The 22,588-nt window shown below is 68.8% G+C and carries 21 protein-coding genes; 9 read left to right on the top strand and 12 right to left on the bottom strand.

Translation table 11 applies throughout. From position 1 onward, the window contains the following. Positions 1 to 125 precede the first annotated feature (125 nt). Genes ABN273_RS01580 through ABN273_RS01565 form a run of 4 tightly spaced genes read left to right on the top strand, consistent with a single transcriptional unit; the run spans position 126 to position 3,871 of the window. Positions 126 to 998, top strand: coding sequence for an SIS domain-containing protein (locus ABN273_RS01580; protein WP_349446763.1), 873 nt, complete (start codon positions 126 to 128; stop codon positions 996 to 998). After that, entirely contained in the window at positions 995 to 2,131 is a 1,137-nt protein-coding gene (gene nagA / locus ABN273_RS01575) for an N-acetylglucosamine-6-phosphate deacetylase (protein ID WP_349446762.1), read from the top strand. The genes ABN273_RS01580 and nagA overlap by 4 nt, the downstream gene beginning before the upstream one ends. After that, positions 2,128 to 3,036 carry a 1-phosphofructokinase family hexose kinase gene (locus ABN273_RS01570; protein ID WP_349446761.1) on the top strand — a complete coding sequence of 303 codons (909 nt, stop codon included), beginning with the start codon at positions 2,128 to 2,130 and terminating at the stop codon, positions 3,034 to 3,036. The genes nagA and ABN273_RS01570 overlap by 4 nt, the downstream gene beginning before the upstream one ends. 10 nt (positions 3,037 to 3,046) lie before the next feature. Continuing rightward, complete coding sequence (locus tag ABN273_RS01565) at positions 3,047 to 3,871, top strand: class II fructose-bisphosphate aldolase (protein WP_349446760.1); 825 nt, start codon at positions 3,047 to 3,049, stop codon at positions 3,869 to 3,871. Here the strand turns inward: ABN273_RS01565 and ABN273_RS01560 are convergent. The 5 genes from ABN273_RS01560 to guaB form a co-directional block, all read right to left on the bottom strand. Then, entirely contained in the window at positions 3,861 to 4,295 is a 435-nt protein-coding gene (locus tag ABN273_RS01560) for a GNAT family N-acetyltransferase (RefSeq protein ID WP_349446759.1), read from the bottom strand. The genes ABN273_RS01565 and ABN273_RS01560 overlap by 11 nt on opposite strands. Next, a complete protein-coding gene (locus ABN273_RS01555) occupies positions 4,292 to 5,068 on the bottom strand; it encodes a phosphotransferase family protein (protein ID WP_349446758.1) in 777 nt (258 codons plus the stop codon). Before ABN273_RS01555 ends, ABN273_RS01560 begins: the two co-directional genes overlap by 4 nt. A gap of 92 nt (positions 5,069 to 5,160) precedes the next feature. Beyond that, on the bottom strand, positions 5,161 to 5,841 hold the full coding sequence (locus ABN273_RS01550; RefSeq protein ID WP_349446757.1) for an SDR family oxidoreductase: 681 nt from the start codon (positions 5,839 to 5,841) through the stop codon (positions 5,161 to 5,163). A gap of 236 nt (positions 5,842 to 6,077) precedes the next feature. Next, a complete protein-coding gene (locus ABN273_RS01545; RefSeq protein WP_349446756.1) occupies positions 6,078 to 7,199 on the bottom strand; it encodes a GuaB3 family IMP dehydrogenase-related protein in 1,122 nt (373 codons plus the stop codon). Between the two features lie 4 nt (positions 7,200 to 7,203). Continuing rightward, positions 7,204 to 8,685 carry an IMP dehydrogenase gene (gene guaB / locus ABN273_RS01540; protein ID WP_349446755.1) on the bottom strand — a complete coding sequence of 494 codons (1,482 nt, stop codon included), beginning with the start codon at positions 8,683 to 8,685 and terminating at the stop codon, positions 7,204 to 7,206. A gap of 513 nt (positions 8,686 to 9,198) precedes the next feature. Here guaB and ABN273_RS01535 point away from each other — a divergent pair. Further along, positions 9,199 to 10,191 carry a helix-turn-helix transcriptional regulator gene (locus ABN273_RS01535; protein WP_349446754.1) on the top strand — a complete coding sequence of 331 codons (993 nt, stop codon included), beginning with the start codon at positions 9,199 to 9,201 and terminating at the stop codon, positions 10,189 to 10,191. A 39-nt stretch (positions 10,192 to 10,230) separates the two neighbouring features. Next, on the top strand, positions 10,231 to 10,608 hold the full coding sequence (locus ABN273_RS01530; protein WP_090930411.1) for a DUF5319 domain-containing protein: 378 nt from the start codon (positions 10,231 to 10,233) through the stop codon (positions 10,606 to 10,608). A gap of 112 nt (positions 10,609 to 10,720) precedes the next feature. Here the strand turns inward: ABN273_RS01530 and ABN273_RS01525 are convergent, their stop codons facing one another. Beyond that, positions 10,721 to 11,356, bottom strand: coding sequence for a sigma-70 family RNA polymerase sigma factor (locus ABN273_RS01525; protein WP_091102327.1), 636 nt, complete (start codon positions 11,354 to 11,356; stop codon positions 10,721 to 10,723). A gap of 137 nt (positions 11,357 to 11,493) precedes the next feature. Between ABN273_RS01525 and ABN273_RS59350 the strand changes: the two genes are divergently transcribed. Continuing rightward, positions 11,494 to 12,687 (top strand): nucleotidyl transferase AbiEii/AbiGii toxin family protein, encoded by a 1,194-nt coding sequence (locus tag ABN273_RS59350; RefSeq protein WP_502910900.1) that lies wholly within the window; start codon positions 11,494 to 11,496, stop codon positions 12,685 to 12,687. Positions 12,688 to 12,748: 61 nt separating this feature from the next. Here ABN273_RS59350 and groL read toward each other — a convergent pair whose 3' ends face one another. After that, the gene (groL, locus tag ABN273_RS01515; protein ID WP_349446752.1) at positions 12,749 to 14,368 is read right to left on the bottom strand and encodes a chaperonin GroEL; all 1,620 of its coding nucleotides are present in this window, start codon (positions 14,366 to 14,368) and stop codon (positions 12,749 to 12,751) included. Positions 14,369 to 14,440: 72 nt separating this feature from the next. Continuing rightward, the gene (gene groES, locus ABN273_RS01510) at positions 14,441 to 14,752 is read right to left on the bottom strand and encodes a co-chaperone GroES (RefSeq protein WP_113700125.1); all 312 of its coding nucleotides are present in this window, start codon (positions 14,750 to 14,752) and stop codon (positions 14,441 to 14,443) included. Between the two features lie 249 nt (positions 14,753 to 15,001). On the opposite strand from groES, the gene ABN273_RS01505 reads away from it, so the two are divergent. Both ABN273_RS01505 and ABN273_RS01500 read left to right on the top strand, forming a co-directional pair. Further along, complete coding sequence (locus tag ABN273_RS01505) at positions 15,002 to 16,177, top strand: class I SAM-dependent methyltransferase (protein WP_349446751.1); 1,176 nt, start codon at positions 15,002 to 15,004, stop codon at positions 16,175 to 16,177. 187 nt (positions 16,178 to 16,364) lie between these two features. Continuing rightward, the gene (locus tag ABN273_RS01500) at positions 16,365 to 18,254 is read left to right on the top strand and encodes an apolipoprotein A1/A4/E domain-containing protein (protein WP_349446750.1); all 1,890 of its coding nucleotides are present in this window, start codon (positions 16,365 to 16,367) and stop codon (positions 18,252 to 18,254) included. Between the two features lie 164 nt (positions 18,255 to 18,418). Here ABN273_RS01500 and rfbA read toward each other — a convergent pair whose 3' ends face one another. The 4 genes from rfbA to ABN273_RS01480 form a co-directional block, all read right to left on the bottom strand. Next, positions 18,419 to 19,291: a glucose-1-phosphate thymidylyltransferase RfbA gene (gene rfbA / locus ABN273_RS01495; RefSeq protein ID WP_349446749.1), complete on the bottom strand. Its 873-nt coding sequence runs from the start codon at positions 19,289 to 19,291 to the stop codon at positions 18,419 to 18,421. A 140-nt stretch (positions 19,292 to 19,431) separates the two neighbouring features. After that, positions 19,432 to 20,229 carry an AfsR/SARP family transcriptional regulator gene (locus ABN273_RS01490; RefSeq protein ID WP_349447169.1) on the bottom strand — a complete coding sequence of 266 codons (798 nt, stop codon included), beginning with the start codon at positions 20,227 to 20,229 and terminating at the stop codon, positions 19,432 to 19,434. Between the two features lie 513 nt (positions 20,230 to 20,742). Then, a complete protein-coding gene (locus ABN273_RS01485; RefSeq protein WP_349446748.1) occupies positions 20,743 to 21,855 on the bottom strand; it encodes a nucleotide disphospho-sugar-binding domain-containing protein in 1,113 nt (370 codons plus the stop codon). 2 nt (positions 21,856 to 21,857) lie between these two features. Next, positions 21,858 to 22,571 (bottom strand): class I SAM-dependent methyltransferase, encoded by a 714-nt coding sequence (locus ABN273_RS01480; protein WP_349446747.1) that lies wholly within the window; start codon positions 22,569 to 22,571, stop codon positions 21,858 to 21,860. Positions 22,572 to 22,588 lie beyond the last annotated feature (17 nt).

The raw sequence follows: 22,588 nt of genomic DNA, 5'->3' as shown, positions 1-22,588 counted from the left end.
CCTCCTAGGCGATGGGGACAAGGGCAAGCGTGGCACAACGGCACAGGACAGAGCCACCAGTGTTCATTAATGCACTTTCCTGGTATAAAACCAGCAGAAACAATCAATATGCGGGGAGGCAAGTGGTGACCACCAACACCGAGGCCGAGATCGCGTCGCAGCCGTCGTGCTGGCGCCGCGCCGTCGCGAGCGTTCCCTCCGACGCGCTGCCGCGCCAGGGCGAGCGGGTCGCCGTCGTCGGCTGCGGCACGTCGTGGTTCATCGCGATGGCGTACGCCACGCTGCGCGAGCGGGCCGGGCACGGCGAGACCGACGCCTTCGCCGCCTCCGAGGCCCCGATCGACCGCTCGTACGACCGCGTGCTCGCCCTGACCCGTTCCGGCACCACGACCGAGGTGCTGGAGCTGCTGGCCAGGACCGCCACGAAGACCACGGCCATCACCGCCGACCCCAACACGCCGATCATGGAGGCCGCCGGAGAGGTCGTCGTGCTCGATTACGCCGACGAGCGGTCGGTCGTGCAGACCAGGTTCGCGACCACGCAGCTCGCCCTGCTGCGCGCCAGCCTCGGCGAGGACCTCACGCAGGCCGTCGCGGACGCCGAGGCGGCCCTGGCCGCGCCGCTGCCGGACGAGCTGGTCAAGGCCGAGCAGTTCAGCTTCCTCGGCACCGGCTGGTCGGTCGGGCTGGCTCAGGAGGCCGCGCTGAAGATGCGCGAGGCGTCGCGCTCGTGGACGGAGGCGTACCCGGCGATGGAATACCGGCACGGCCCGATCAGCATCGCCGCCCCCGGGCGCGTGACGTGGATGCTCGGCGCCGCGCCCGAGGGCCTGCGCGCACAGGTCGAGGAGACCGGCGGGACGTTCTTCGAGACCACGCTCGACCCGATGGCCGAGCTGATCAGGGCGCAGCGGGTGGCCGTGGCCAGGGCGTTCGCCCAAGGGCTGAACCCCGACGAGCCCATGCACCTCACGCGATCTGTGATCCTTTCTTCATGAGCCTTACTCTTGCCGACGCCAGGATCGTGACTCCCGAGGGAGTTCACGAGGGGTGGCTGACCATCGAAGACGGCCGCATCACGCATGTCGGCCGCGGATCCGCCCCAGGCCAGGGTCTGAGCGTGGGCGGGCGGCACGTCATACCGGGGTTCGTGGACATCCACAATCACGGCGGGGCGGGCGGCTCGTTCCCGACCGGCGAGCAGGACAAGGCACGTGAGGCGGTCGAGCTGCACCGGCGCCACGGCACCACCACGACGATGGCCAGCCTCGTCACCGACTCGCTCGACGGTCTGACCAGGGCCGCTTCGGCGCTGACCGAGCTGTGCGAGGAAGGGCTGCTGGCGGGCATCCACTTCGAGGGCCCGTACATCTCCAAGGCCCGCTGCGGCGCGCACGACCCGACGCTGCTGCGGGAGCCGTCGCCGCGGGAGTTCGCGGGGCTGCTCAAGGCGGGGCGCGGGCACGTACGCATGGTGACCATCGCGGCCGAGCTGCCCGGCGCGCTCGACACGATCCGCATGGCCGGCGCCGAAGGCGTGATCGCGGCGCTCGGCCACAGCGACGCCGACTACGACACGACGCTCGACGGCATCGAGGCGGGCGCGAGCGTGGCCACCCACCTCTACAACGCGATGCCGCCGCTCGGGCACCGCGCGCCAGGCCCGGTGGCCGCGCTGCTCGACGACGAGCGGGTGACGGTCGAGCTGATCAACGACGGCGTGCACGTGCATCCGGCCATGCTGCGCCTGGCGTACGAGGTGGCGGGGCCCGGCAGGACGGCGCTGATCACGGACGCGATGTCGGCCGCCGGGCTCGGCGACGGCGACTACCTGCTCGGCTCCATGCGGGTGCGGGTGGACGGCGGCGTGGCCAGGCTGGTCGAGGGCGGCTCGATCGCGGGGTCCACGCTGACCATGGACGTCGCGTTCCGGCGCAGCGTCCAGGAGGTCGGGATGTCGCTGCCCGACGCCGTCCAGGTGGCGTCCCTCACGCCCGCGCGGGTGCTGGGGCTCGCCGACAGGATCGGCTCGATCGCCGTGGGCAAGGCGGCCGACCTGGTGGTGCTGTCCGACTCGCTGGAGGTGGCCGGGGTGATGAAGGACGGCGTCTGGGTCACGGAGCCCCGATGATCCTCACCGTGACGCTCAACGCCGCGCTCGACGTGACCTACCAGGTTCCGGAGGTGGACTGGGACGGGGTCAACCGGGTCGGCGCGGTCCACAGGCGGGCGGGCGGCAAGGGCGTCAACGTGGCCCGCGTGCTGGCCGCGCTCGGCCACGACGTGCTGGTCACCGGGCTGGCGGGCGGGCCCACCGGTCAGGCGATCGAGGACGACCTGCGGGCGGCGGGCCTGCCCAGCGCGCTGCACACCATCGCCACCGACTCCCGCACCACGCTGGCCGTCTCGGAGCAGCGGGGGACGCGCACCGCGCTCTTCAACGAGCCCGGTCCCGAGGTCACCCCCGCCGAGCTGGCGGGCTTCGTGCGGCGCTACGGATCACTCCTCGCCACCGCGGACGCGGTCGTCATCTCGGGCAGCCTCCCCCGGGGCGTCCCCGCCGACACCTACGCCGCCCTGGCGGCCATCGCGGCCGACAGGGCGGTGCCCGCCATCGTGGACGCCGACGGCGACCCCCTGCGCCACGCCCCCAAGGGCCGCCCCTCCGTGGTCAAGCCCAACAAGGAGGAGCTGGCCAGGGCCGTGCCCGGCGGCACCCCGGCCGAGGGGGCTCAGGCGCTGCGCAGCCAGGGCGCCGAGGCCGTGGTGGTGTCCATGGGCGCCGAAGGGCTGCTGGCGGTCACCGGGGAGGGAACGTTCACGGCACGCATGCCGTACACCGTGCAAGGCAACCCGACGGGGGCGGGCGACTCGCTCGTGGCCGGGCTGGCGCTGGGCCTGGTGGAGTCGGCCCCGTGGCCCGAGCGCCTCAGGCGGGCCGCGGCGCTGGGCGCGGCCGCCGTGGCCGCGCCCGTGGCAGGCGACTTCGACCCCGACGTGTACGCCGACATACACCCCCAGATCATCATCACGTAAGGAGCCCGGCATGCCCCTCGCCGCCATCGGCGACATCGTCCGCCAATCGCCCGCAGGGGTGGGCGCGTTCAACGTGATCCAGCTCGAACACGCCACCGCCATCGTGGCCGGCGCCGAGGCCCTGGGCCTGCCGGTCGTCCTGCAGATCAGCGAGAACTGCGTCCGCTACCACGGCGCGCTGGAGCCCGTCGCGCTGGCTGCCCTGTCGGTCGCCAGGCGCGCCGAGGTGCCGGTCGCGGTCCACCTCGACCACGCCACCGACCGGGCGCTCGTCGAGGAGGCGGTGGTGCTGGGCCTGGGCTCGGTCATGTACGACGCCTCGGCGCTGCCCGACGAGGAGAACGTACGCACGACCGCCGAGGTCGCCGCCTGGTGCCACGAGCGGGGCGTGTGGGTGGAGGCCGAGCTGGGCGAGGTCGGGGGCAAGGACGGCGTGCACGCCCCCGGCGCGCGTACCAAGCCGCACGAGGCGGTCGACTACGTGGCCAGGACCGGCGTGGACGCGCTCGCCGTGGCCGTGGGCACCTCCCACGCCATGACGACCAAGGACGCGGTGCTGGACCTGGAGCTCATCGCCGAGCTGCGGGCCGCGGTGCCGGTGCCGCTGGTGCTGCACGGCTCGTCAGGGGTGCCCGACGACGTGCTGCGCGAGGCCGTGCGGAACGGCATGAAGAAGATCAACATCGCGACTCACCTGAACAAGGCGTTCACCGGCGCGGTGCGCGACTACCTGGCCCACGACGAGCGCGTGGTCGACTCCCGCAAATACCTCAAGGCGGGGCGGGACGCGGTGGCCAGGGAGGTCAGCCACCTCCTGGGGGTCCTCACAGGTTGAGCTGCTTGCGCAGCATCACCGCGGAGCGGCCCTCGATCCCCTGGCGGCCGGTCTCGATGTAGCCGAGCGACTCGTACAGGGCGATGTTGGCGGCCATCTTGACGTTCGTGTAGAGGCGCAGCGCGGGCAGCCCCAGCCTGCGCGCCTCCTCCTCGGCGTAGGCCATGAGCGCGCGGCCGAGGCCCTTGCCCTGGCGGCCTGGGCGCACCGCGACGTTCTCCACCAGCAGGACGCCGTCCTCGGGGACGAGCACGATGAGCCCGTCGAGCTCGTCTGTGACGTGCACCAGGCCAGCGTCGATGAGCGCGGCGTAGTCGGCCTCCATCGGCAGCGGCCGCATGCCGACGACCTCGATCCACGGCGAGTAGGCGTCGTACACCAGGCGTTCCACGGCGGCCTTGTCGGCGGCCCCTGCCAGTCTCATGCGCCCAATGTTGCCAGCACGCGTTCGACCTGCCGCCGGAAGGTGCCCGGCGGATTGCGTGGGTGCTCGTGCGAGAGCAGGAACAACCAGGCCAGGGCGTGCACCTTGCGGCACTCGCGCAGCCGCCGCTCCTCTTGCGGGCTCAGCTCGAACCGGTGGGCGATCTCCACCTCGCCGTCCACCCACATCGACACGTGCTCGGCCATCTCCGCCAGCTCGAAGGCCAGGTCGCTGCGCCCCGAGTCCTCGTAGTCGACGATGCGGACGCGTGCGCCGTCCCACAGGAAGTTCGCCAGGTTGCCGTCACCCGCACCGAACACGGGCGTGATCCCCGACTCGCCCGGTGACCAGCTCCCCAGCCACCGCAGGCCCTCCTTCACCGCCCGATCCGCCAGCGGGTCCCTGGACTCCCAACTCGCGCCGCGCCGCCGCACCCACTCGGCGATCGCCTCGAGCTGCCACGGGCGCAGCGGGACGGTCTCGAGCACCTGGGACGGCACCGCCGTGTGCAGCTCGGTGAGCGCCTCGACCAGCGCCGCGACGTGCACGGCCTTGGCGAGCAGCCCGCGCAGCGGCACCCCGTCGATCCGGGACATCGTCACCACGCCCGCCTCGTAGCCGATCGGCTCGGGGGCCAGGCCGGGGGCGTACTCGGCCAGCAGGTTCAGCGCGCGCCACTCGCGCTCGGCCGCGCCGGGCTTGCTGTCCATATAGCGCTTGATGACCACGTCGCCGGCGAAGGCCAGCTCGTGCGTGTGGCGAAGGTCGGCCATGCCCGCATGCTAGGGCACCGACCTCTCAACAGCGCAGGTCACGAGCTTGTGGATCTCTTCCTGGCCGAACACGTCGGGCAGCGTGACAGCGATCACCAGGGCAGCGCGCGACCGTCGCGGAAGAACCCGCCGGTCGGACCGCCGTCCGGCAGGTCGGCCGCCCACAACACGCTCTTCGCGCCCTCCGCGACCGGCCGCCCGCCGGGGCCGCCCATGTCGGTCGCTACCCACCCGGGGCAGACCGCGTTGACCAGGATCCCCTCGCCGCGCAGCTCGGCGGCGAGCATCTTGGTGAGCGCGTTCAGCGCGACCTTCGAGACCGCGTAGGCCGGCGTCCCCGCACCCATGGAGGCCAGCGATCCGACCTCGCTGGAGACGTTCACCACCCGGCCGTGCCCGCTAACCCGCAGCAGCGGCAGCAGCGCCTGCGTCAGCCGCCACGCCCCGAAGAGATTCGTGTCCAGCGCCTCCTGCACGACGCCCAGATCGGCACTGTAGGCCCGCTGCCAGGTGTCGTAGTGAATGGCCGCGTTGTTGACCAGCACGTCCACCCGCTCATGAGCCAGCTCGCGGGCGAACCTCTCGACGGACCCGGGCTGGGACACGTCGAGCTGCCTGGGCTCCACCGCCCCGCTGAGCCCGGCGGCGGCCTTCTCGGCCTTGCGCGGATCCCTGGCCGTCAGCACCACGGTGTCGCCGGCCAGGGCAAGCTGCCGGGCCACTTCGAGCCCGATCCCCCGGTTGGCCCCCGTGACCACACAGACCCTCGTCATGATTCCCCCCGGACTGCGGAGAAACTCCCGTTCCACCTCACTACCCGCCCGCGCGATCGCCGCCTCGTACGCCGCCCCGGCCTCCTGCTCGCGCCCCAGCCGCCGCAGCAGGTCGCCCGGCCGACTCCCTGCGCAACCGGTCGATGGCCCGGTTACGCGCGGTCGTGCTGATCCGCCCCGCCGGGCTGGGCGGCACCGCGGCGGACGGCGACCGCCGCGGCCTCGGGGCATGGGCGTCAGCGCTGGATCGGGGCCACCACGACCTCGACGCGCTGGAACTCCTTGATGTCCGAGTAGCCGGTGGAGGCCATGGTCCGCTTGAGAGCGCCCATCAGGTTCATCGAGCCGTCCGCCACGCTCGACGGCCCGTGCAGGATCTGCTCGAGCGTGCCGACCGTGCCGAACTCGACCCGCCGCCCACGGGGCAGGTCCGGGTGGTGTGCCTCCGAGCCCCAGTGGAACCCGTGGCCGGGCGCCTCGGCCGCCCGGGCCAGCGGCGAGCCCACCATCACGGCGTCGGCCCCGCAGGCGATGGCCTTGGCGATGTCGCCGGAGGTGCCCATGCCGCCGTCGGCGATCACGTGCACGTAGCGGCCGCCCGACTCGTCCATGTAGTCGCGCCGCGCCGCCGCCACGTCCGAGATCGCGGTGGCCATCGGCACGGCCACCCCCAGCACGTTGCGGGTCGTGTGCGAGGCGCCGCCGCCGAAGCCCACCAGCACGCCCGCCGCGCCCGTGCGCATCAGGTGCAGGGCCGCGGTGTAGGTGGCGCAGCCGCCCACGATGACCGGCACGTCGAGCTCGTAGATGAACTGCTTGAGGTTGAGCGGCTCGGCCCGGCCCGACACGTGCTCGGCCGACACGGTGGTGCCGCGGATGACGAAGATGTCGATGCCCGCGTCGATCACGGCCTTGTGGTACTGGACCGTGCGCTGCGGGGACAGCCGCACAGCGGTGGTCACGCCGGAGGCCCGGACCTCCTCGATCCGCCGGCCGATCAGCTCCTCCTGGATGGGCGCGGCGTAGATCTCCTGAAGCCGCTTGGTGGCCGCCGCCGCGTCGAGGGCGGCGCACTCCTCCAGCAGCGAAGACGGGTCCTCGTACCGCGTCCAGAGCCCTTCGAGGTCGAGCGGCGCGAGACCGCCGAGCCTGCCGATCTCGATCGCGGTGGCCGGCGACACCACGCTGTCCATGGGGGCGACCACTACCGGCAGCTCGAACCGGTAGGCGTCGATCTGCCAGGCGATCGAGACCTCCTCCGGGTCCCGGGTGCGCCGCGAGGGAACCAGGCCGATCTCGTCAAGCGAGTACGCCCGCCGCCCGGCCTTACCCCGGCCGATCTCCACCTGCTGAGTCATGAACTTACCTTCTGTGATAGTTCGGAGCTTCCACGGTCATCTGGATGTCGTGGGGGTGGCTCTCCTTGAGGCCCGCCGACGTGATCGGCATGAGCTCGCAGTCCGTGTGCATCTGCTCGATCGTGCGGCAGCCGGCGTACCACATGCCCTGGCGCAGGCCCCCGATCAGCTGGTGGGCGACGGCCGCGACCGGGCCGCGGTAGGGCACCTGGCCCTCGATGCCCTCGGGGATGTACTTGTCGTCGCCACCGACGTCGGCCTGGGCGTAGCGGTCCTTGCTGAAGGAGGTGCCGCCGCGCTCCCGGTTGCGCACCGCGCCGAGCGAGCCCATGCCGCGATACGACTTGAACTGCTTGCCGTTGATGAAGATCAGCTCACCCGGCGACTCCTCGCACCCGGCGAGCAGCGAGCCCAGCATCACCGTGTCCGCGCCGGCCGCGATGGCCTTGACGATGTCGCCGGAGTATTGCAGGCCGCCGTCGCCGATGACCGGCACGCCCGCGGGCCCGCACGCCCTGGAAGCCTCATAGATGGCCGTGACCTGCGGCGCGCCGACCCCGGCCACCACCCGCGTGGTGCAGATCGAGCCGGGCCCGACGCCCACCTTGACCGCGTCGGCCCCCGCGTCGACCAGCATCTGCGCCCCGGCCCTGGTCGCGATGTTGCCCGCGACGACCTCGATCTTGCTGTTGGCCTTGATCTTGCCGACCATGTCGGCCAGGCCCTTGGAGTGACCGTGGGCCACGTCGATGACCACCACATCGACCCCGGCCTCGATCAGTGCCTTGGCCCGCAACTCGGCGTCGCCACCGACGCCGACGGCCGCCCCCACGATCAGCCGGCCGTCGGCGTCCTTGGTGGACAGCGGGTACTGCTCGCTCTTGGTGAAGTCCTTGACCGTGATCAGGCCGCGCAGCCTGCCGTCGGAGTCGACCAGGGGCAGCTTCTCGATCTTGTTATGCCGGAGCAGCGCGAACGCCTCGTCGCGCGACACGCCCACCGGGGCAGTGACGAGCGGCATCTTGGTCATGACCTCGCGGACGAGGCGAGAGTGGTCCGTCTCGAAGCGCATGTCGCGATTTGTCACGATCCCCAGCAGCGTGCCGTCCACGTCCGTCACGGGCACACCCGAGATCCGGTACGTGCCGCAGAGCCGCTCGACGTCGGCCAGCGTGTCGTCGGGGCTGCAGGTCACGGGGTTGGTCACCATGCCGGCCTCGGACCGCTTGACCAGGTCGACCTGCTGGGCCTGCTCCTCTACCGACAGGTTGCGGTGCAGGATGCCGATGCCGCCCTGGCGGGCCATGGCGACCGCCATGCGGGCCTCGGTGACGGTGTCCATGGCCGCGGAGACCAGCGGGATGGACAGCGTGATGTTGCGGGACAGGCGCGAACTAGTGTCGGCCTCGCCCGGCTGCAGATCTGAATACGCGGGCACAAGCAGCACGTCATCGAAGGTCAAACCCGTATCGGTGAACTTGGACATGCTGCGGCCCCCTCCTGCCGTTGCTCTGATTGAGCCAAGTCTAGGCCCTGCCTCCAAACCGCGCCCCAGCGCCCATGCCCTGGACACGCCGCGCGCCGGCCGTGCCTCGCGGTGGCGGGCCGGGCCGTAGTGCGAAAGGGATGCCGGGAGCACGATGACCCCCACGGCCCGTCGTACCCCCGGCATGAAAAGTGCCGGGGGATGGGCCGGTCGGTGATCCGTCCCATCCCCCGGCCACCGGCATCCGGGTGAGGCAGCGCCCCGCGCCACCGAACCCCCCTCCGCGTCCTGATGGCCGGTGCCACCGCAGCCCTTGCAGGATGCCGACGCTAGGTAAAGCCTGCGTTACTCAACGGAACAACGCAATGTGAAAACGTGCAAGTGCACGAAGTTGCACACTGCTTCCCTCCAGTCCCGGCAATGGGCGGACACGAGCGTATTGCGGGGTTATTCTCACGGCACGCCCGTGTCCCCCCGACGGAGCCGCCCGTAATGCGCAATCAGTCCCGTACAGTGTCTGATCCCTTTGAGACTCTGGGCCTCGACCCGGCGCAGACCGCTCTGTACTCCGCGGTGCTGCGCCTGCATCGAGCGACACTCACCGATCTCGCCCAGGCCATGGACGGTCCCATCGACAAGGTCGGCCGCCAGCTCGACGACCTCGTCAAGCTGGGCGTGGTCGACGAGCAGTCCGGCGAATACCTGGCCAGACACCCCGCAGCGGCCCTGGGCCGGGTGATCGCCGAGCGGCTCGACCGGCTGGCGGAGGAGAGCCGCAGCATCGACACCGCGCTCGGCTCGATCCGGTCGCTGATCCGCGACTACGACGCCGGGCGCGACTACCAGAGCGGCACCTTCACCGTGGAGTTGGTGAACGGGGCGGACGTGCTGTACGAGAGCGTGGTCGGCATAGCCGTACAGTCCCCGCCAATGGCATTAATGACCGCGCTTCCCGACGAACGCACCATGACAGACTTTGCCCGGAAATTTGCGGATCCATGGATTGACGCGCAGAAACGAAAACTTCTCGCGGTTCATGCGATCGTCCCGGTGGCGACCCTGGTTCTGCCGGGCGTACGCGACCAGCTCACCCGCCTGCTCGAGGCCGGCGGCAAGGTACGCACGCTGGACCGGGTGCCGAGCTGGTTCATGACCGCGGGGTCGGAGGTGGCGGGCCTGCCCCCGTTCTGGGGCGGCAACCTGCCCGATCACGCGTACAACTTCTATCTCGTACGCACGCCCGTCGTCGTGGGCCTGCTCCGGGCGCTGTTCAAGGAGCTGTGGGCCAGGGCCGTGCCGCTGCCGTGGGGCGGCCGCAGGAGCGAGGGGATGGTCCAGGTCCTCCGCCTGGCGGCTCAGGGGATGTGCGACGACTCCATAGCCCGCCAGCTAGGGGTTTCGGTCCGAACGGTCAGGGCGAGGTTCGCGGACGCCATGACCGAGTTGGGTGCTCAATCGCGCTTCCACGCCGGCGTGGAGGCCGCCAGGCGCGGATGGCTGAGGTAATGTCCACCGCTCGGGCCGCTTCGGTCATATGGTGGGAAGGTGCTGGAAGACGTCCCCCGCGACCCGTTCGCGGACGACCCGAATGACCCTTCCTCGGCGATGGGCGCGCTCGACGACGCCGAGCCGCTCACCGCGGCCGAGCGTGACGAGGCCATCACGGACCTCGCCGACGTCGAGGTCTTTCGCTCCCTGCTCGAACCACAGGGAGTGCTGGGTCTCGTACTCGACTGCCCCGAATGCGGCGAGCAGCACTTCTTCGATTGGGAGCTGCTGCGCGGCAACCTACGACAAATGATCGAGAAAGGCCAGCCGCAGGTCCACGAGCCGGCCTTTCACCCCGACCCGGCGGACTACGTCAGCTGGGAGTACGCCAGAGGCTATGTCGACGGCGTCATCGACACGGAGGAGCGCCGCTGACCGACATCATCGAGCAGCGCGGCCAGCAACCGCGCGGCTGGATCGCCTGAGTCAGGCATCTCCCCACGACCGAGCGCATCGAGCAGCGCGTCGGTCTCCTCCTCTGCTGGCGTCAAGCCGACTCCAGCTCAGCCATCTGCCGCAACCTGGCCAGCGCCCGATGCTGGGCGACGCGGACCGCACCCGGTGACATACCGAGTACATTACCGGTCTCCTCCGCAGACAACCCAGACACCACTCGCAACAGCAGCAACTCGCGCTGATTGTCGGGCAGCCTGGCCAGCAGCCTGCGCGCGTGCTCCACCTCGATGTAGCGGACCACCGTCTCCTCGGGCCCCGGCCCGTCGTCCGGGCCGTCAGGCAGATCCTGCGTCGGTACGGCCGAGCGCACCGAGCTCCGCAGCGCGTCGGCCACTTTGTGCGAGGCGATCCCGAACACGAAGGAGGCGAACGGCCGCCCCATGTCCCGGTATCGCGGCAGCGCGGACAGGACCGCGATGCACACCTCCTGGGCTACGTCATCGGCAATGTGATATTGCCCAGAAACCCTGCCCAACCGGGCGCGGCAATACCGCACCACCATCGGACGCAACTCACCGAGCAGGGATTCGATCGCAGTGCGATCCCCCTGCACGGCGAGGCTCGTCAGTTCCCTAAGGTCGGAGTCATCCGTCCGTGCCGGAAGTCTCGACGCGAGCCTTACCCCAATTTTGGCGTCGGCGACGCTTCCCTCGCTCACGATAGGCATGATGCCCGCACTGATCCGGCCTGTCGTCATGGGGAACGGCTACGGATTGGTCACATTGAAGCGACGATAACCAGCAGTAATCAATTGACCACACTAAGCCTTATCAACAGACATAATGTTTCACCACATAACCCGGAATGCACGTCAATTGTCAGACCCCAGACGCTTATCCCCTACTTCCGGTTTACTCCAATAATCCACCTTTTCCCCCAATTCTCCCCAGGCCACCAAGACGAAGCCCGAGACTCCAAGGGGGATCCCATGAGCCATCAAGGCGGCCCAAGGCGGCCCCAGAGGCCCAAGGCGGCCCCAGAGGCCCAAGTGGCCCCAGAGGAAACGCATGGTCCTCCACAGGGGACGCGCTTCGCGCGGACGGGGCTCCGGGCAGCGCCCTGTGGGGAGCAAGCCCCCACACCCCCAGGCGGGGACCTGCCGGTCCCCGCACCCCTCGGACGCAACCCCGATACCGCATTTGGCCGGGACGGTCTCCTACTGGGCGGCGTTCATTTCGGCAGCCAGCAGCCACCGCCGCGAGTGCACCCGCTTGGCTTTACAGCCAGGCGAGCCCTGAGCCGCAAGGCTCCCCTGGGCAACACGGAGACGCCTCAACTACACAGATCGGGTTCGTGTTCTCCGTTGGGAAGCCCGTCACTTTGGACGCAGATTCAGCTGGTCGTCCTGGTTGGCGTTTCTCCGTGGACTGCGCGCTGGGCGGCAAGACGTTTGCCCAGATCCGGCTGGACGTCGTGCTGCGTGGCGAGGAGTTGGCGGCGACCGAGCGGATCATGTTGCCGGGTGTGCTCTCCTTCGCCGATATCCCGCCACGCACGATCGATTCAGTCGACCGTCGTCAGCACTTCGCCGAGAAGCTGCACGCCCTCACCCGGGACTACGACTCCCGGCCGAATACCCGGATGAAGGATCTCGTCGACCTGGTCTTGTTGATCGAGGACGGTCTCCCACCCGATCATGGACTGATCGAGGTAGTGACCCATGTCTTCACCGTACGAGCCAGCGCGGACGGCGGCGAAGCCGTACGAGATCATCTCGGATTCGTATGCGCCGATCGCCTCCAGCAGCGGGCGGTCGGCGGCGGCGAGGTGGCGGGTGAGGAGGGCGGCGTCGCGCAGGGCGGTGTCGGCGTCGATGCCGCGGGCCGGGGTCATGCTGTGGATGGCACCCCCGAGCACAGCGACCGTGGTGGGTCCCCATGCCGGGACGGGAACGGCGCTGCGGATCGCGGTCACGGTCACGGTGTCCGGGTCGGTGTCGCGGATCAAGGCACGCAAGCCGCACGGCCCTCGCCAAAGGGGCGAGCGCAAGACTTATAAAAGCCGCACGGCCCGCACCCCTGACGGGTGCGGACCGTGACGAGCGAAAAGGGGGGACGGGTCAGTGGCCGTGGCCGTGACCGTGACCCTGGCCGGCGGCCGGGGCCTCCTCCTCGGGCTTGTCGACCACGAGCGCCTCGGTCGTGAGCAGCATGCCCGCGATCGACGCCGCGTTCTGCACGGCCGAGCGCGTGACCTTCACCGGGTCGATGACACCCTGCGCGATCAGGTCGCCGTACTCGCCGGTCGCGGCGTTGAGGCCGTGACCGGCCTCCAGCTCGGCGACCTTGTGGGTGACCACGTAGCCCTCGAGACCGGCGTTCTCGGCGATCCAGCGGGCCGGCTCCACCAGGGCGCGGCGGACGACGCCGACACCGGTGGCCTCGTCGCCCGACAGGCCGAGGTCGTCGAGACCCTTGGAGACGTGGATCAGCGCGGAGCCACCGCCGGAGACGATGCCCTCCTCGATCGCGGCGCGCGTCGCGGAGATCGCGTCCTCGAGGCGGTGCTTCTTCTCCTTCAGCTCCACCTCGGTGGCGGCGCCGACGCGCAGCACGCACACACCGCCGGCGAGCTTGGCGAGGCGCTCCTGCAGCTTCTCGCGGTCCCAGTCGGAGTCGGACTGCTCGATGGCGAGCCTGATCTCCTTGACGCGGTCCTCGATGGCCGCCTGGTCACCGGCGCCGTCGACGATGGTCGTGTTGTCCTTCGTGACGACGACGCGGCGGGCCTGGCCGAGCACCTCGAGACCGACGTGCTCCAGCTTGAGGCCGACCTCCTCGCTGACGACCTGGCCGCCGGTGAGGATGGCCATGTCCTGCAGCATCGCCTTGCGGCGGTCGCCGAAGCCCGGGGCCTTGACGGCCACGGAGGTGAAGGTGCCGCGGATCTTGTTGGTGACCAGGACGGCCAGGGCCTCGCCCTCGACGTCCTCGGCGACCACGAGGAGCGGCTTCTTCGTCTGGGCGATCTTCTCCAGCAGCGGCAGGAAGTCCGCGATGGAGGAGATCTTGCCCTGGGTGAGCAGGATGTAGGCGTCCTCGAGGACGGACTCCATCCGCTCGGGGTCGGTCACCATGTACTGAGAGACGTAGCCCTTGTCGAACTGCATGCCCTCGGTGAACTCGAGCTCCATGCCCATGGCGTTGGACTCTTCGACGGTGAGCACACCGTCCTTGCCCACCTTGTCGAACGCCTCGGCGATCAGGTCGCCGATCTGCGCGTCCTGAGCGGAGATCGTGGCGACGTTTGCGATCTCCTTCTTGTCCTCGACCGGGCGGGCGCTGGCGAGCAGCTTGTCGCTGATCTCCCTGGCGGCCTTGTCGATGCCGCGCTTGAGCGACAGCGGCGAGGCGCCGGCGGCCACGTTGCGCAGGCCCTCGCGGACCATGGCCTGGGCCAGGACGGTCGCGGTGGTGGTGCCGTCACCCGCGATGTCGTTGGTCTTGGTGGCAACTTCCTTGGCGAGCTGGGCGCCGAGGTTTTCGTAGCGCTCCTCCAGCTCGATCTCACGAGCGATGGTCACACCGTCGTTCGTGATCGTCGGCGCACCGAACTTCTTGTCGATGACGACGTTGCGGCCACGCGGGCCGAGGGTTACCTTCACGGCGTCCGCGAGGGCGTTCACACCGCGCTCGAGCGCGCGGCGGGCGTCCTCGTCGAACTCCAGGATCTTCGCCATTGCTGAAAGTCCTCTCCTAGCGTCGAAAGCCCCGGCCGCCCTCAAGAGCGCCCGGGGCCCGACACATCCGGCTTACTTCTCGATGATCGCGAGAACGTCGCGGGCGGAGAGCACGAGGTACTCCTCGCCGCCGTACTTGACCTCGGTGCCGCCGTACTTGCTGTAGAGGACGATGTCGCCCTCAGAGACGTCGAGCGGAATCCGCTTGTCGCCGTCCTCGTCCCAGTTGCCCGGGCCCACCGCGAGGACCCTGCCCTCCTGCGGCTTCTCCTTGGCGGTGTCTGGGATGACCAGGCCGGAAGCGGTCGTCTGCTCAGCCTCAAGCGGCTGGACCACGATGCGGTCGCCGAGCGGCTTAACGGGAACCTTAGTGGCGGTCGTCACGATCGGACCTCCCCTTCAGATTTGAATGATCTAGAAGAGGCGACCAGCTGGGCCTGCCGTCGCGGGTGTCAGACCTGCCTCGTCGCACGTTGGCACTCTCAAGGGGAGAGTGCCAACAGGAAACATATGCAAGAGGGGCTTGACAGTCAACACGAACGCGTCTGCTGAGAGCGATCAGACCCCCGGCTGCCCACTCCACAGTACGTCCTCGGCCCGACCTACTCGGGCGTGGCGCTAACGTCGGGTGATGTGGACCTCGACGCCTTCAACGAGCTGCTGACCCCGCGCGGCCAGCGAGCCCTGTCGGAGGCCGGGGCGCTGGCGGGCGCCGATCCGGTCGCGGCCGCCACAAAGCTTCGCAGGACGTACGACGCCGCACTCACCTCCGCCGCGCTGACCCAGGCCGGGCTGAGGGAGCGCGCCAGGGCCAAGTTCGGCGCGGACGCGGAGCGGATGTACTTCACACCGCACGGGCTGGAGCAGTCCACCCGGGTGGAGGTCGCCGAGCACCGCGCCCGCCGGCTGACCGGATCACAGCCGAGTCCGCCCCGCGTGGTGGACGCCTGCTGCGGCATCGGCGGTGACTTCCTCGCGCTGGCCCGCGCCGGCTGCACCGTGACCGCCGTGGACACCGACCCGCTGACCGCCGCCGTGGCCAGGGCCAACGCCGAGGCGCTCGGGCTGGGCGACAGGGTGACGGTGTCCGTGGCGGACGCGGCCGAGGTCAGGCCGGAGGACTACGACGTGCTGTTCGCCGACCCGGCCAGGCGGACGAGCAGGGGCAGGACGTTCGACCCCATGGCCTACTCCCCGCCCTGGCCGGTGGTGCTCGACCTGGTCTCGAGGGCCGCCCGCGCGTGCGTCAAGGTCGCCCCCGGCATCCCGTACGAGTTCATCCCTGGCGGCGCCGAGGCCGAGTGGGTCTCGTACAAGGGCGAGGTCAAGGAGGCCGCGCTCTGGACCGGCCTCCAGGGGGCGACGCGGCGCGCCACCCTGCTGCCCGGCGGGCACACGTTGACCGCCACGGGAGCCGAGGCCCCGGTCGGCCCGATCGGCAGGTACGTCTACGAGCCGGACGGCGCGGCCATCCGGGCGCACCTCGTGGGCGAGGTGTGCGAAATCGTGGGCGGACGCCTGCTCGACCCGTTGATCGCCTACATCACCGGTGACGATGCGATCGACACCCCCTGGGCGAGGAGATACGAAATATCCGACGCCCTCCCGTTCTCGCTGAAAAAGCTTCGCGCGTTGCTCCGTGAGCGGAAAATCGGCAATGTCACCATCAAGAAGCGCGGCTCCGCCGTCGACATCGAGCGCCTCAGGTCCGACCTACGGCTGAATGGCGAAGAATCCGCGGTAATCATCCTTACCAGGATCCTTGATAAGCCATCGGTCATCATCTGCAACACCGGCCTACCTGCATAAACCGGGCATTCGTTCGTTAATAACGATCTTTGAATTCGCGGCTTCCGGACGTTGATCGAAGGACTAAGGTGGGCGGGCGGGAGTTCTCCCCCTGATGCGGCTAACCGCGTTCTCGCTCTTTCATCTGCAAATCGGACCTATCCCCACCGCTGCGCGGCAGACCGTCGGCGAGCCAAAGGAGCTTTCGGTGGACCATTCCAACCACACCACCCTTCTCCAGGCAGGAGGCCAATCCGGCATCTCCGAGAGGATGCGGGATCTGCTCGCGCGTGCCGCGCAGGATCATGTGTACGAGCAGCGCACTCAGGGGGCAGTGCTGGACGAGATCCGCCAGCGACTCGAAGGCATGGAGTGGCTCCTGCGTGAGGTGCGCGAGCGCGAGCTCGGCGGCCTCAGCGGCACGCTGCATGCGGTCAGCGGGCGGCTCGACGACATCACCTCCAAGCCGCCGATGTGGGCCGAAGGGCTGGCCCAGCACGTGGAGGCGGTGCGCGACCACGTGGACGCCGTCGGGGAGAGGGTGGGCCACGTGGACGCCCGCGTCGCCCCGGTGAGCGAGCTGCCGAGCCTGTGGGCCGACCTGGGCACGGTGGGCGACAGCGTGGAGGAAGCCCTCAACCGCCTGCAATCGGTGCTCGACACCACCGATGGCATCACGAAGGGAATGTCCGACTTCGCCGCCAAGCTGGCCACTCTCAACTCCAGCATGGAGGCCGCCGCCAGCCGCTTCACCCGGCTCGACAAGTCGATGGCCGAGCTGACCACCCGTACGGACCGGGTCGAGGTCGTGGTCGGCGACCTGTCGGAGCAGCTGACGGCCCGGCTGGACGAGCAGGACCAGCATCTCGCCACCCGCCTGGACGAGAGCGACCAGCGCCTCAGCACGCGGCTCGACGAGACAGACCAGCGCCTCAACATGCGGCTCGACGAGACCGACCAGCGCCTCAGCACGCGGCTCGACGAAACGGACCAGCGCCTGAGCAAGAGACTCGGCGAAACGGACCAGCGGCTGACCGCGCGGCTCGACCAGACCGACCAGCGCCTCACCACCCGGATGGACGAGACCGACCAGCGCCTGGCCACCAGCCTCGTCGAGGCGGACGAGCGGCTCGCCAGCCGCCTCAAGGAGTCCGACGACCAGCTCTCCCACCTCCTGTCCGACGTCGAGCTGCGGCTCACCACCAGGCTCGACGAGGCCGACCAGCACCTTGCCGTGCAGCTCGGCGAGAGCGAGCAGCGCCTGAGCGCCAGGCTCAGCGGCGTGGACTCCCGGCTCGACCGGGTGGAGGGCAAGCTCATGGGCCTCGACTCCAGGCTCACCGGGTTCGACAGCCGGCTGGAGTCCGCCGACGAGTGCCTGGCCGACATCGACACCAGGCTCGACGGGATCGACGGCATGATGGGCGGCGTCGACAAGCGGCTCACGTCCGTGGACAGCCAGCTCAGCGGGGTCGACAAGCGGCTGGGCACGGTGGACGGCCACCTGGGCCGCCACGACGACAGGTTCGACGCGCTCGACGTACGCATCGACGCCCGCTTCGCCTCGCTCGACGAGCGCATGGCGACGACCGACCAGCGCCTCAACGACACGGCCACCCGCAACGAGGGCCGCTTCAACAAGCTCGACACCCAGATCGACGCCATCGACGAGCGCCTGATCGAGGCCGAGGAGCACCTGAGCAGCCGCTTCGACAGCATCGACACCCGCTTCAACGGGCTCGACACGCACATGAACGGCCTGTCCGCCCGCGCCGAGCAGGCCGGCGCCCACCTGGAGTCCGTGGGCGACCGCATCGAGGCCGTCAGCGAGCGCGTGGGACAGCTCCCCGCCACCCTGGCCACCCAGGGCGAGCTGCTCCAGACGCACGCGGGAGACCAGGCAGAACGCCTCGCCGCCGCCACCGACGCCCTCACGGAGCTCGTCACGACCCGCCCCGACCGCGACCAGCTCGCCGAGACGGTCACCGGCATCGTGCAGCCCGCGGCCGACGACCTCACCAAGCGCCTGGGCGCCCTGGAGGAGACCATGCTGGCCCTGGCCGAGGCCCTCCTGCGCCCGAGCCGGTCCAAGGACTGAGGGCTTGAATGAGCGGTAGCGGCGGTTGCTGATGCGGGCCGAGCCCGGGTGCTGCTGGGACATGGGGCGGCATCCGGGCGGTGGCCCGAGCGGCTGGGGTTCGGCGTCTCCGGACGCACGCCAGGCTTCGTCTCAGGCGAAAACCACCTCAGGTGAAAGCCGCCTCAGGCTAAAGCGCCGGCGATGCTCATGACGTATTTTCCGTATTCTGAATTGCTCATCTCCGCGCCCAGCCGATAACAGGCGTCGGCGTCGATCAGATTTATCCGCAACGCGATTTCCTCGATGCAGGCCACCCGGACGCCCTGCCGGTTTTCCAGCATGCGGACGTATTCACTCGCCTCCAGCAATGACTGATGGGTTCCCGTGTCCAGCCACGTGAAACCCCTGCCCAGTTCGATCACCTTCGCCCGGCCTTCTTTGAGATACGTCTGGTTGATATCGGTGATCTCCAGCTCCCCGCGCTCCGACGGTTGCAGGAACCGGGCGATCTCCGTGACATCGGAATCATAGAAGTACAGTCCGGTGACAGCATTTTTGGACAGGGGCCGCGCCGGTTTCTCCTCGATGGCGACCAGATTGCCGTGCTCGTCCAACTCGCAAACCGCATAACGCTCGGGATCGGTGACCGGATAGCTGAACAGCGTGCATCCGTCGAGAATCTCCCAGCCCCTCTGGAGCAGGCTGCGGAACCCCGAGCCGTGGAAGAAGTTATCGCCCAGGATGAGCGCGGACCGTTCTCCCTCCACATGGGAGGCGCCCAGGATGTATGCGTCGGCAATGCCTCGCGGCTCTGCCTGTGCCCGGTAACTGAGCGACAAGCCCAGACGTGAACCGTCGCCGAAGAGACGTTGGATGTCCGGCAACGACGCGGGCGTGGAGATGACCAGGATGTCCCGGACGCCAGCCAGCATGAGCGTGGCCAACGGATAATAGATCATCGGCTTGTCATAAACCGGCAACAACTGCTTCGATGTGGCCAGCGTGAGCGGCTGCATGCGTGTTCCGCTACCGCCCGCCAGGACGATTCCCTTCATGGTGCCCCCTGTTGCTCCCCCGGCGGCGATCACGCCGTACGAGATCCCGAGAAGAAGCGGGACTGCTGCACCAGCAGGACGCGATTACCGCAGGCCGGGCAGTCAAAGCGTGATGAAGTGACAGGCCGCGAGATATATGTTTATTTCGACGCCATCGCGGTGTTGAGCCAATACGCGGTGTCCACCAATTCTTCCGTTTCCCGATCGGCCAGGAGAATGGACTGGTGCAGCCGCTGGAGCGTGAGTGACGGTTCGAGACCGAGCTCTCTGGTCAGCGTGGTGTGCAGCTCCCGATACGCACTCAGGGCCTCCCGACGACGCCCGGATCGATGCAGAGCGATGATGAGACTCTTGTAGAAACCCTCATGGGTGGGGCATTCCTGGACCAGCTGCATCAGCTCGCCGATGAGCTCGTGATGCCGGCCCAGCCGCAGATCCGCGTCGATGCGGCACTGCAGCACGCTGAGCAGACCCTCTTGCAGCCGTTGGACGTGGACTTTGAGGTGTCGCCCGAGTTGAACGTCCATGAGGACAGGACCGCGCCACTTGTCCAGTGCGCCGGCGAACTTTGCCGCCGCGAGCTGCAGATTCCCCGTCTCCAGAGCGCGATGCCCCTCTTCCGCCAGCCGTTCAAAGTCCCACATGTCGACATTGTGTGTTTCGGCGTTGAGCAGGTAGCCGCCAGGCAGGGTGACCAGAATATCCTTGGCCTGTCCGGCCCCCTCCGGCCGCCGCCGAATGGCGCACTCGGCAAGTTTACGCACCTGCATAACGTAGGTTTGAATCGTGGTCTTGGCACTTTTCGGCGGACTGCGGTCCCACAGCTCTTCGGAGAGTAATTCCAGGGGGACTACTCTGCCGGCGTTCATCGCAAGCATTGCGAGCACGGTACGTGGTTTTGCTGCGGTAGGCGTTATGGATTCCCCGTTGTGCGCCACTGATAGCGGTCCGAGTAGCTTGATATCCAACGATTCCGTTCCTCTTGCCCTCGGGGGAGTCTCGGATGAGGCTAACTGATCATCAGCCGAAATGTCCACCTTGTCAATCGACCCCGAGGGATATCTCGGATGCAAAACGCAGACCCAATGACTCCGCCCCTTACCAGATGCCTGCGTACCACCCGAATCCCCCGTGCTTCGCGCCGCGCCCCCATCTACACCCCGAGGAGCGGCGCTGAGATCAGCCTACAATGCCCTTCGCAGTCGAGGGCCGAAATGGCAAGCTTTGTCCGATTTTTCGGTTATATCAACAAGTGACGAGTCTTGCGGTCAGGGCCGGCACCGCGGGAAATGCGCAAATGGCTCAGGCGATGTGGCCGGCGGCGACGGAATGAGGTTCAGTCAGACGAGTGGCGTCGGTCAACGCGGAGTGCCGAACTGGTGGCTGTCAGCCACCGCCGCGGTAAATGGGCGTGCTCCGGACGGCAGCCTCCGATGGCGCGGAGAGCAGGCTCATCCGCCCGGCTGGGCGAGTTCGAGCAGTCGGGGGAGCAATTCCGCGGGAGAAGGCAGGGACGCCCACTCTTCACGCACTTCCATGGTGGCCTTGCGTAGTTTCTCGTCAGTGATGAGCCGCGTCAGCATTTCCGGCGTGACCTCGTCCTGCGACGCCACAATGCCGATGCCACACGACTGTACGGCGGCGCCCATGGTCTGGTTGTCCAGGAAGCGGGGATCGCCCGCGAGCAACTGAGGTGTCCCCGCTGCCACGGCCGCCATCGTGGTGCCTCCGCCGCCGTGGTGGATGACCGCCGTGGACGTTCTGAGCAGGAGGTTCATCGGCGTCCATCCGATCGGAAGGACATTCGGCGGCAACTGGCCGGGGTCGACGCCGCCGAGTGCGAGCAGGAACTCGGCGTCCAGTTCTGCTGCGGCGGCGAGGGTCTGCGAGAGCCCGTGGAAGCGGTGTGCCACCGATTTGGTCGCGCCCATCGTGATGACGACGCGCGGCCGGTCGGGGCGCGGTTCGGGCAGGTCCGTCATGCCACCGCCGACGTAGGGCAGGTATCGCATGAAGACGCCCTCGGGCTCAGAAAAGGGCAGCATGCTGGGAGGCACGTACTCAAGGATCAGCCCGGGCCGCGGCAGTGCGGGAGCGCCGAGCATCTCACCCGTCGTGGCATGCAGGTCGTTCGTCCGGATGATGCCGAGGTTGCGCTGCACCGCAGGCACTCCGACATGAGCCGCCACAACGAGCCCGTACGTCGCGGTCTGCTCGTAGACGACGAGGTCAGGGCGCCATTGCCGGGCGGTTTCCACGGCCCGGTCGACGAGCGGCCGGTTCATCGCGGCCACCGTCATCGCGTAGGCGGTGTTCTGGTCCATGGGCGCGTGCGCGGACGTCACGCTCTCCCGGGGGACGCTGCCCTTGGGCCCGCGGAACATGGCCGCCCAGTCGAATCCGGGAGCGACGTCGACGACCTGGAGACCCGTCGTCGCGGCGACGTCGGCCTGCTGGGCGAAGGTCACCAGAACGTCGTGGCCGGCGCTCTGTGCCGCCCAGGCGAGCGGGACCAGCGAGAACAGCTTGCTGGTCCCGGGAGTGCAGCAGAACAGCACGCGCATGGTCAACGTCGCCTTCCGACGAGGTAGCCCGGGTGGTTCGCCGGGCCGGGCAGCCGTTCGGCGTCGAGGCCCGCGCGCTCGAACGCGGCCGTGTACTCGTCGTCGGTGAACAGGGTGACGACCTCCACCTCGGAGAACTCGCGGATGCCCGAGGCCTCCGCCACCACGAAGTGAATGGTCATCTTGGTGGCGTTGCCCTGCCTGGTGGAGTGGGTGATCCGGGAGATCACCCGGTTCGGCTCGTGGACCATGTGGCCGCCGACGTACCCTTCGATGAAGCGCTCGGGAGACCACCACGGCTCGACGATCAGCACGCCGTCCCGCGACAGGTGGGCGGCCATCCGGGAGATGGCGGTGTCCAGTTCGTCCTGGGAGGTCATGTAGCCCACGGCGAATCCCAGACAGGTCACCGCATCGAAGGTGCGACCCAGGTCGAACGTGCGCATGTCGCCCGCGTGCACCGAAGGGCCGGACAGCCTCGCTTCGGCCTCCTCCCGCATCGCCTCGGCCGGCTCCACCCCCTCCACGTGCGCGAACGCCTTGACGAAGTGCTCCAGATGAGCTCCCGTACCGCAGGCCACGTCAAGCAGAGACGCCGCCGCAGGGTTCCGTGACTTGATCATCTGGCCGAGCAGCTCCGCCTCCTTTTCCCAGCTCTTCCCCCGGCTCAGGAAAACAGTGTCGTAAAGCTCCGCGTGCTCGTTGCTGTAGCTCACCCTGTCGTTCCTCCCCC

The sequence above is a fragment of the Nonomuraea sp. B19D2 genome (assembly GCF_040137845.1).
Lineage (GTDB): Bacteria > Actinomycetota > Actinomycetes > Streptosporangiales > Streptosporangiaceae > Nonomuraea.
This window is presented reverse-complemented; position numbering and strand designations above follow the sequence as displayed.

What these genes read in the sequence shown, in the direction of transcription:
- nagA (WP_349446762.1), top strand. Translation starts at nt 995, where the DNA reads ATGAGCCTTACTCTTGCCGACGCCAGGATCGTGACTCCCGAGGGAGTT.
- ABN273_RS01570 (WP_349446761.1), top strand. Translation starts at nt 2,128, where the DNA reads ATGATCCTCACCGTGACGCTCAACGCCGCGCTCGACGTGACCTACCAG.
- ABN273_RS01565 (WP_349446760.1), top strand. Translation starts at nt 3,047, where the DNA reads ATGCCCCTCGCCGCCATCGGCGACATCGTCCGCCAATCGCCCGCAGGG.
- ABN273_RS01560 (WP_349446759.1), bottom strand. Translation starts at nt 4,295, where the DNA reads ATGAGACTGGCAGGGGCCGCCGACAAGGCCGCCGTGGAACGCCTGGTG.
- ABN273_RS01555 (WP_349446758.1), bottom strand. Translation starts at nt 5,068, where the DNA reads ATGGCCGACCTTCGCCACACGCACGAGCTGGCCTTCGCCGGCGACGTG.
- ABN273_RS01550 (WP_349446757.1), bottom strand. Translation starts at nt 5,841, where the DNA reads ATGACGAGGGTCTGTGTGGTCACGGGGGCCAACCGGGGGATCGGGCTC.
- ABN273_RS01545 (WP_349446756.1), bottom strand. Translation starts at nt 7,199, where the DNA reads ATGACTCAGCAGGTGGAGATCGGCCGGGGTAAGGCCGGGCGGCGGGCG.
- guaB (WP_349446755.1), bottom strand. Translation starts at nt 8,685, where the DNA reads ATGTCCAAGTTCACCGATACGGGTTTGACCTTCGATGACGTGCTGCTT.
- ABN273_RS01525 (WP_091102327.1), bottom strand. Translation starts at nt 11,356, where the DNA reads ATGCCTATCGTGAGCGAGGGAAGCGTCGCCGACGCCAAAATTGGGGTA.
- ABN273_RS59350 (WP_502910900.1), top strand. Translation starts at nt 11,494, where the DNA reads ATGCACGTCAATTGTCAGACCCCAGACGCTTATCCCCTACTTCCGGTT.
- groL (WP_349446752.1), bottom strand. Translation starts at nt 14,368, where the DNA reads ATGGCGAAGATCCTGGAGTTCGACGAGGACGCCCGCCGCGCGCTCGAG.
- rfbA (WP_349446749.1), bottom strand. Translation starts at nt 19,291, where the DNA reads ATGAAGGGAATCGTCCTGGCGGGCGGTAGCGGAACACGCATGCAGCCG.
- ABN273_RS01485 (WP_349446748.1), bottom strand. Translation starts at nt 21,855, where the DNA reads ATGCGCGTGCTGTTCTGCTGCACTCCCGGGACCAGCAAGCTGTTCTCG.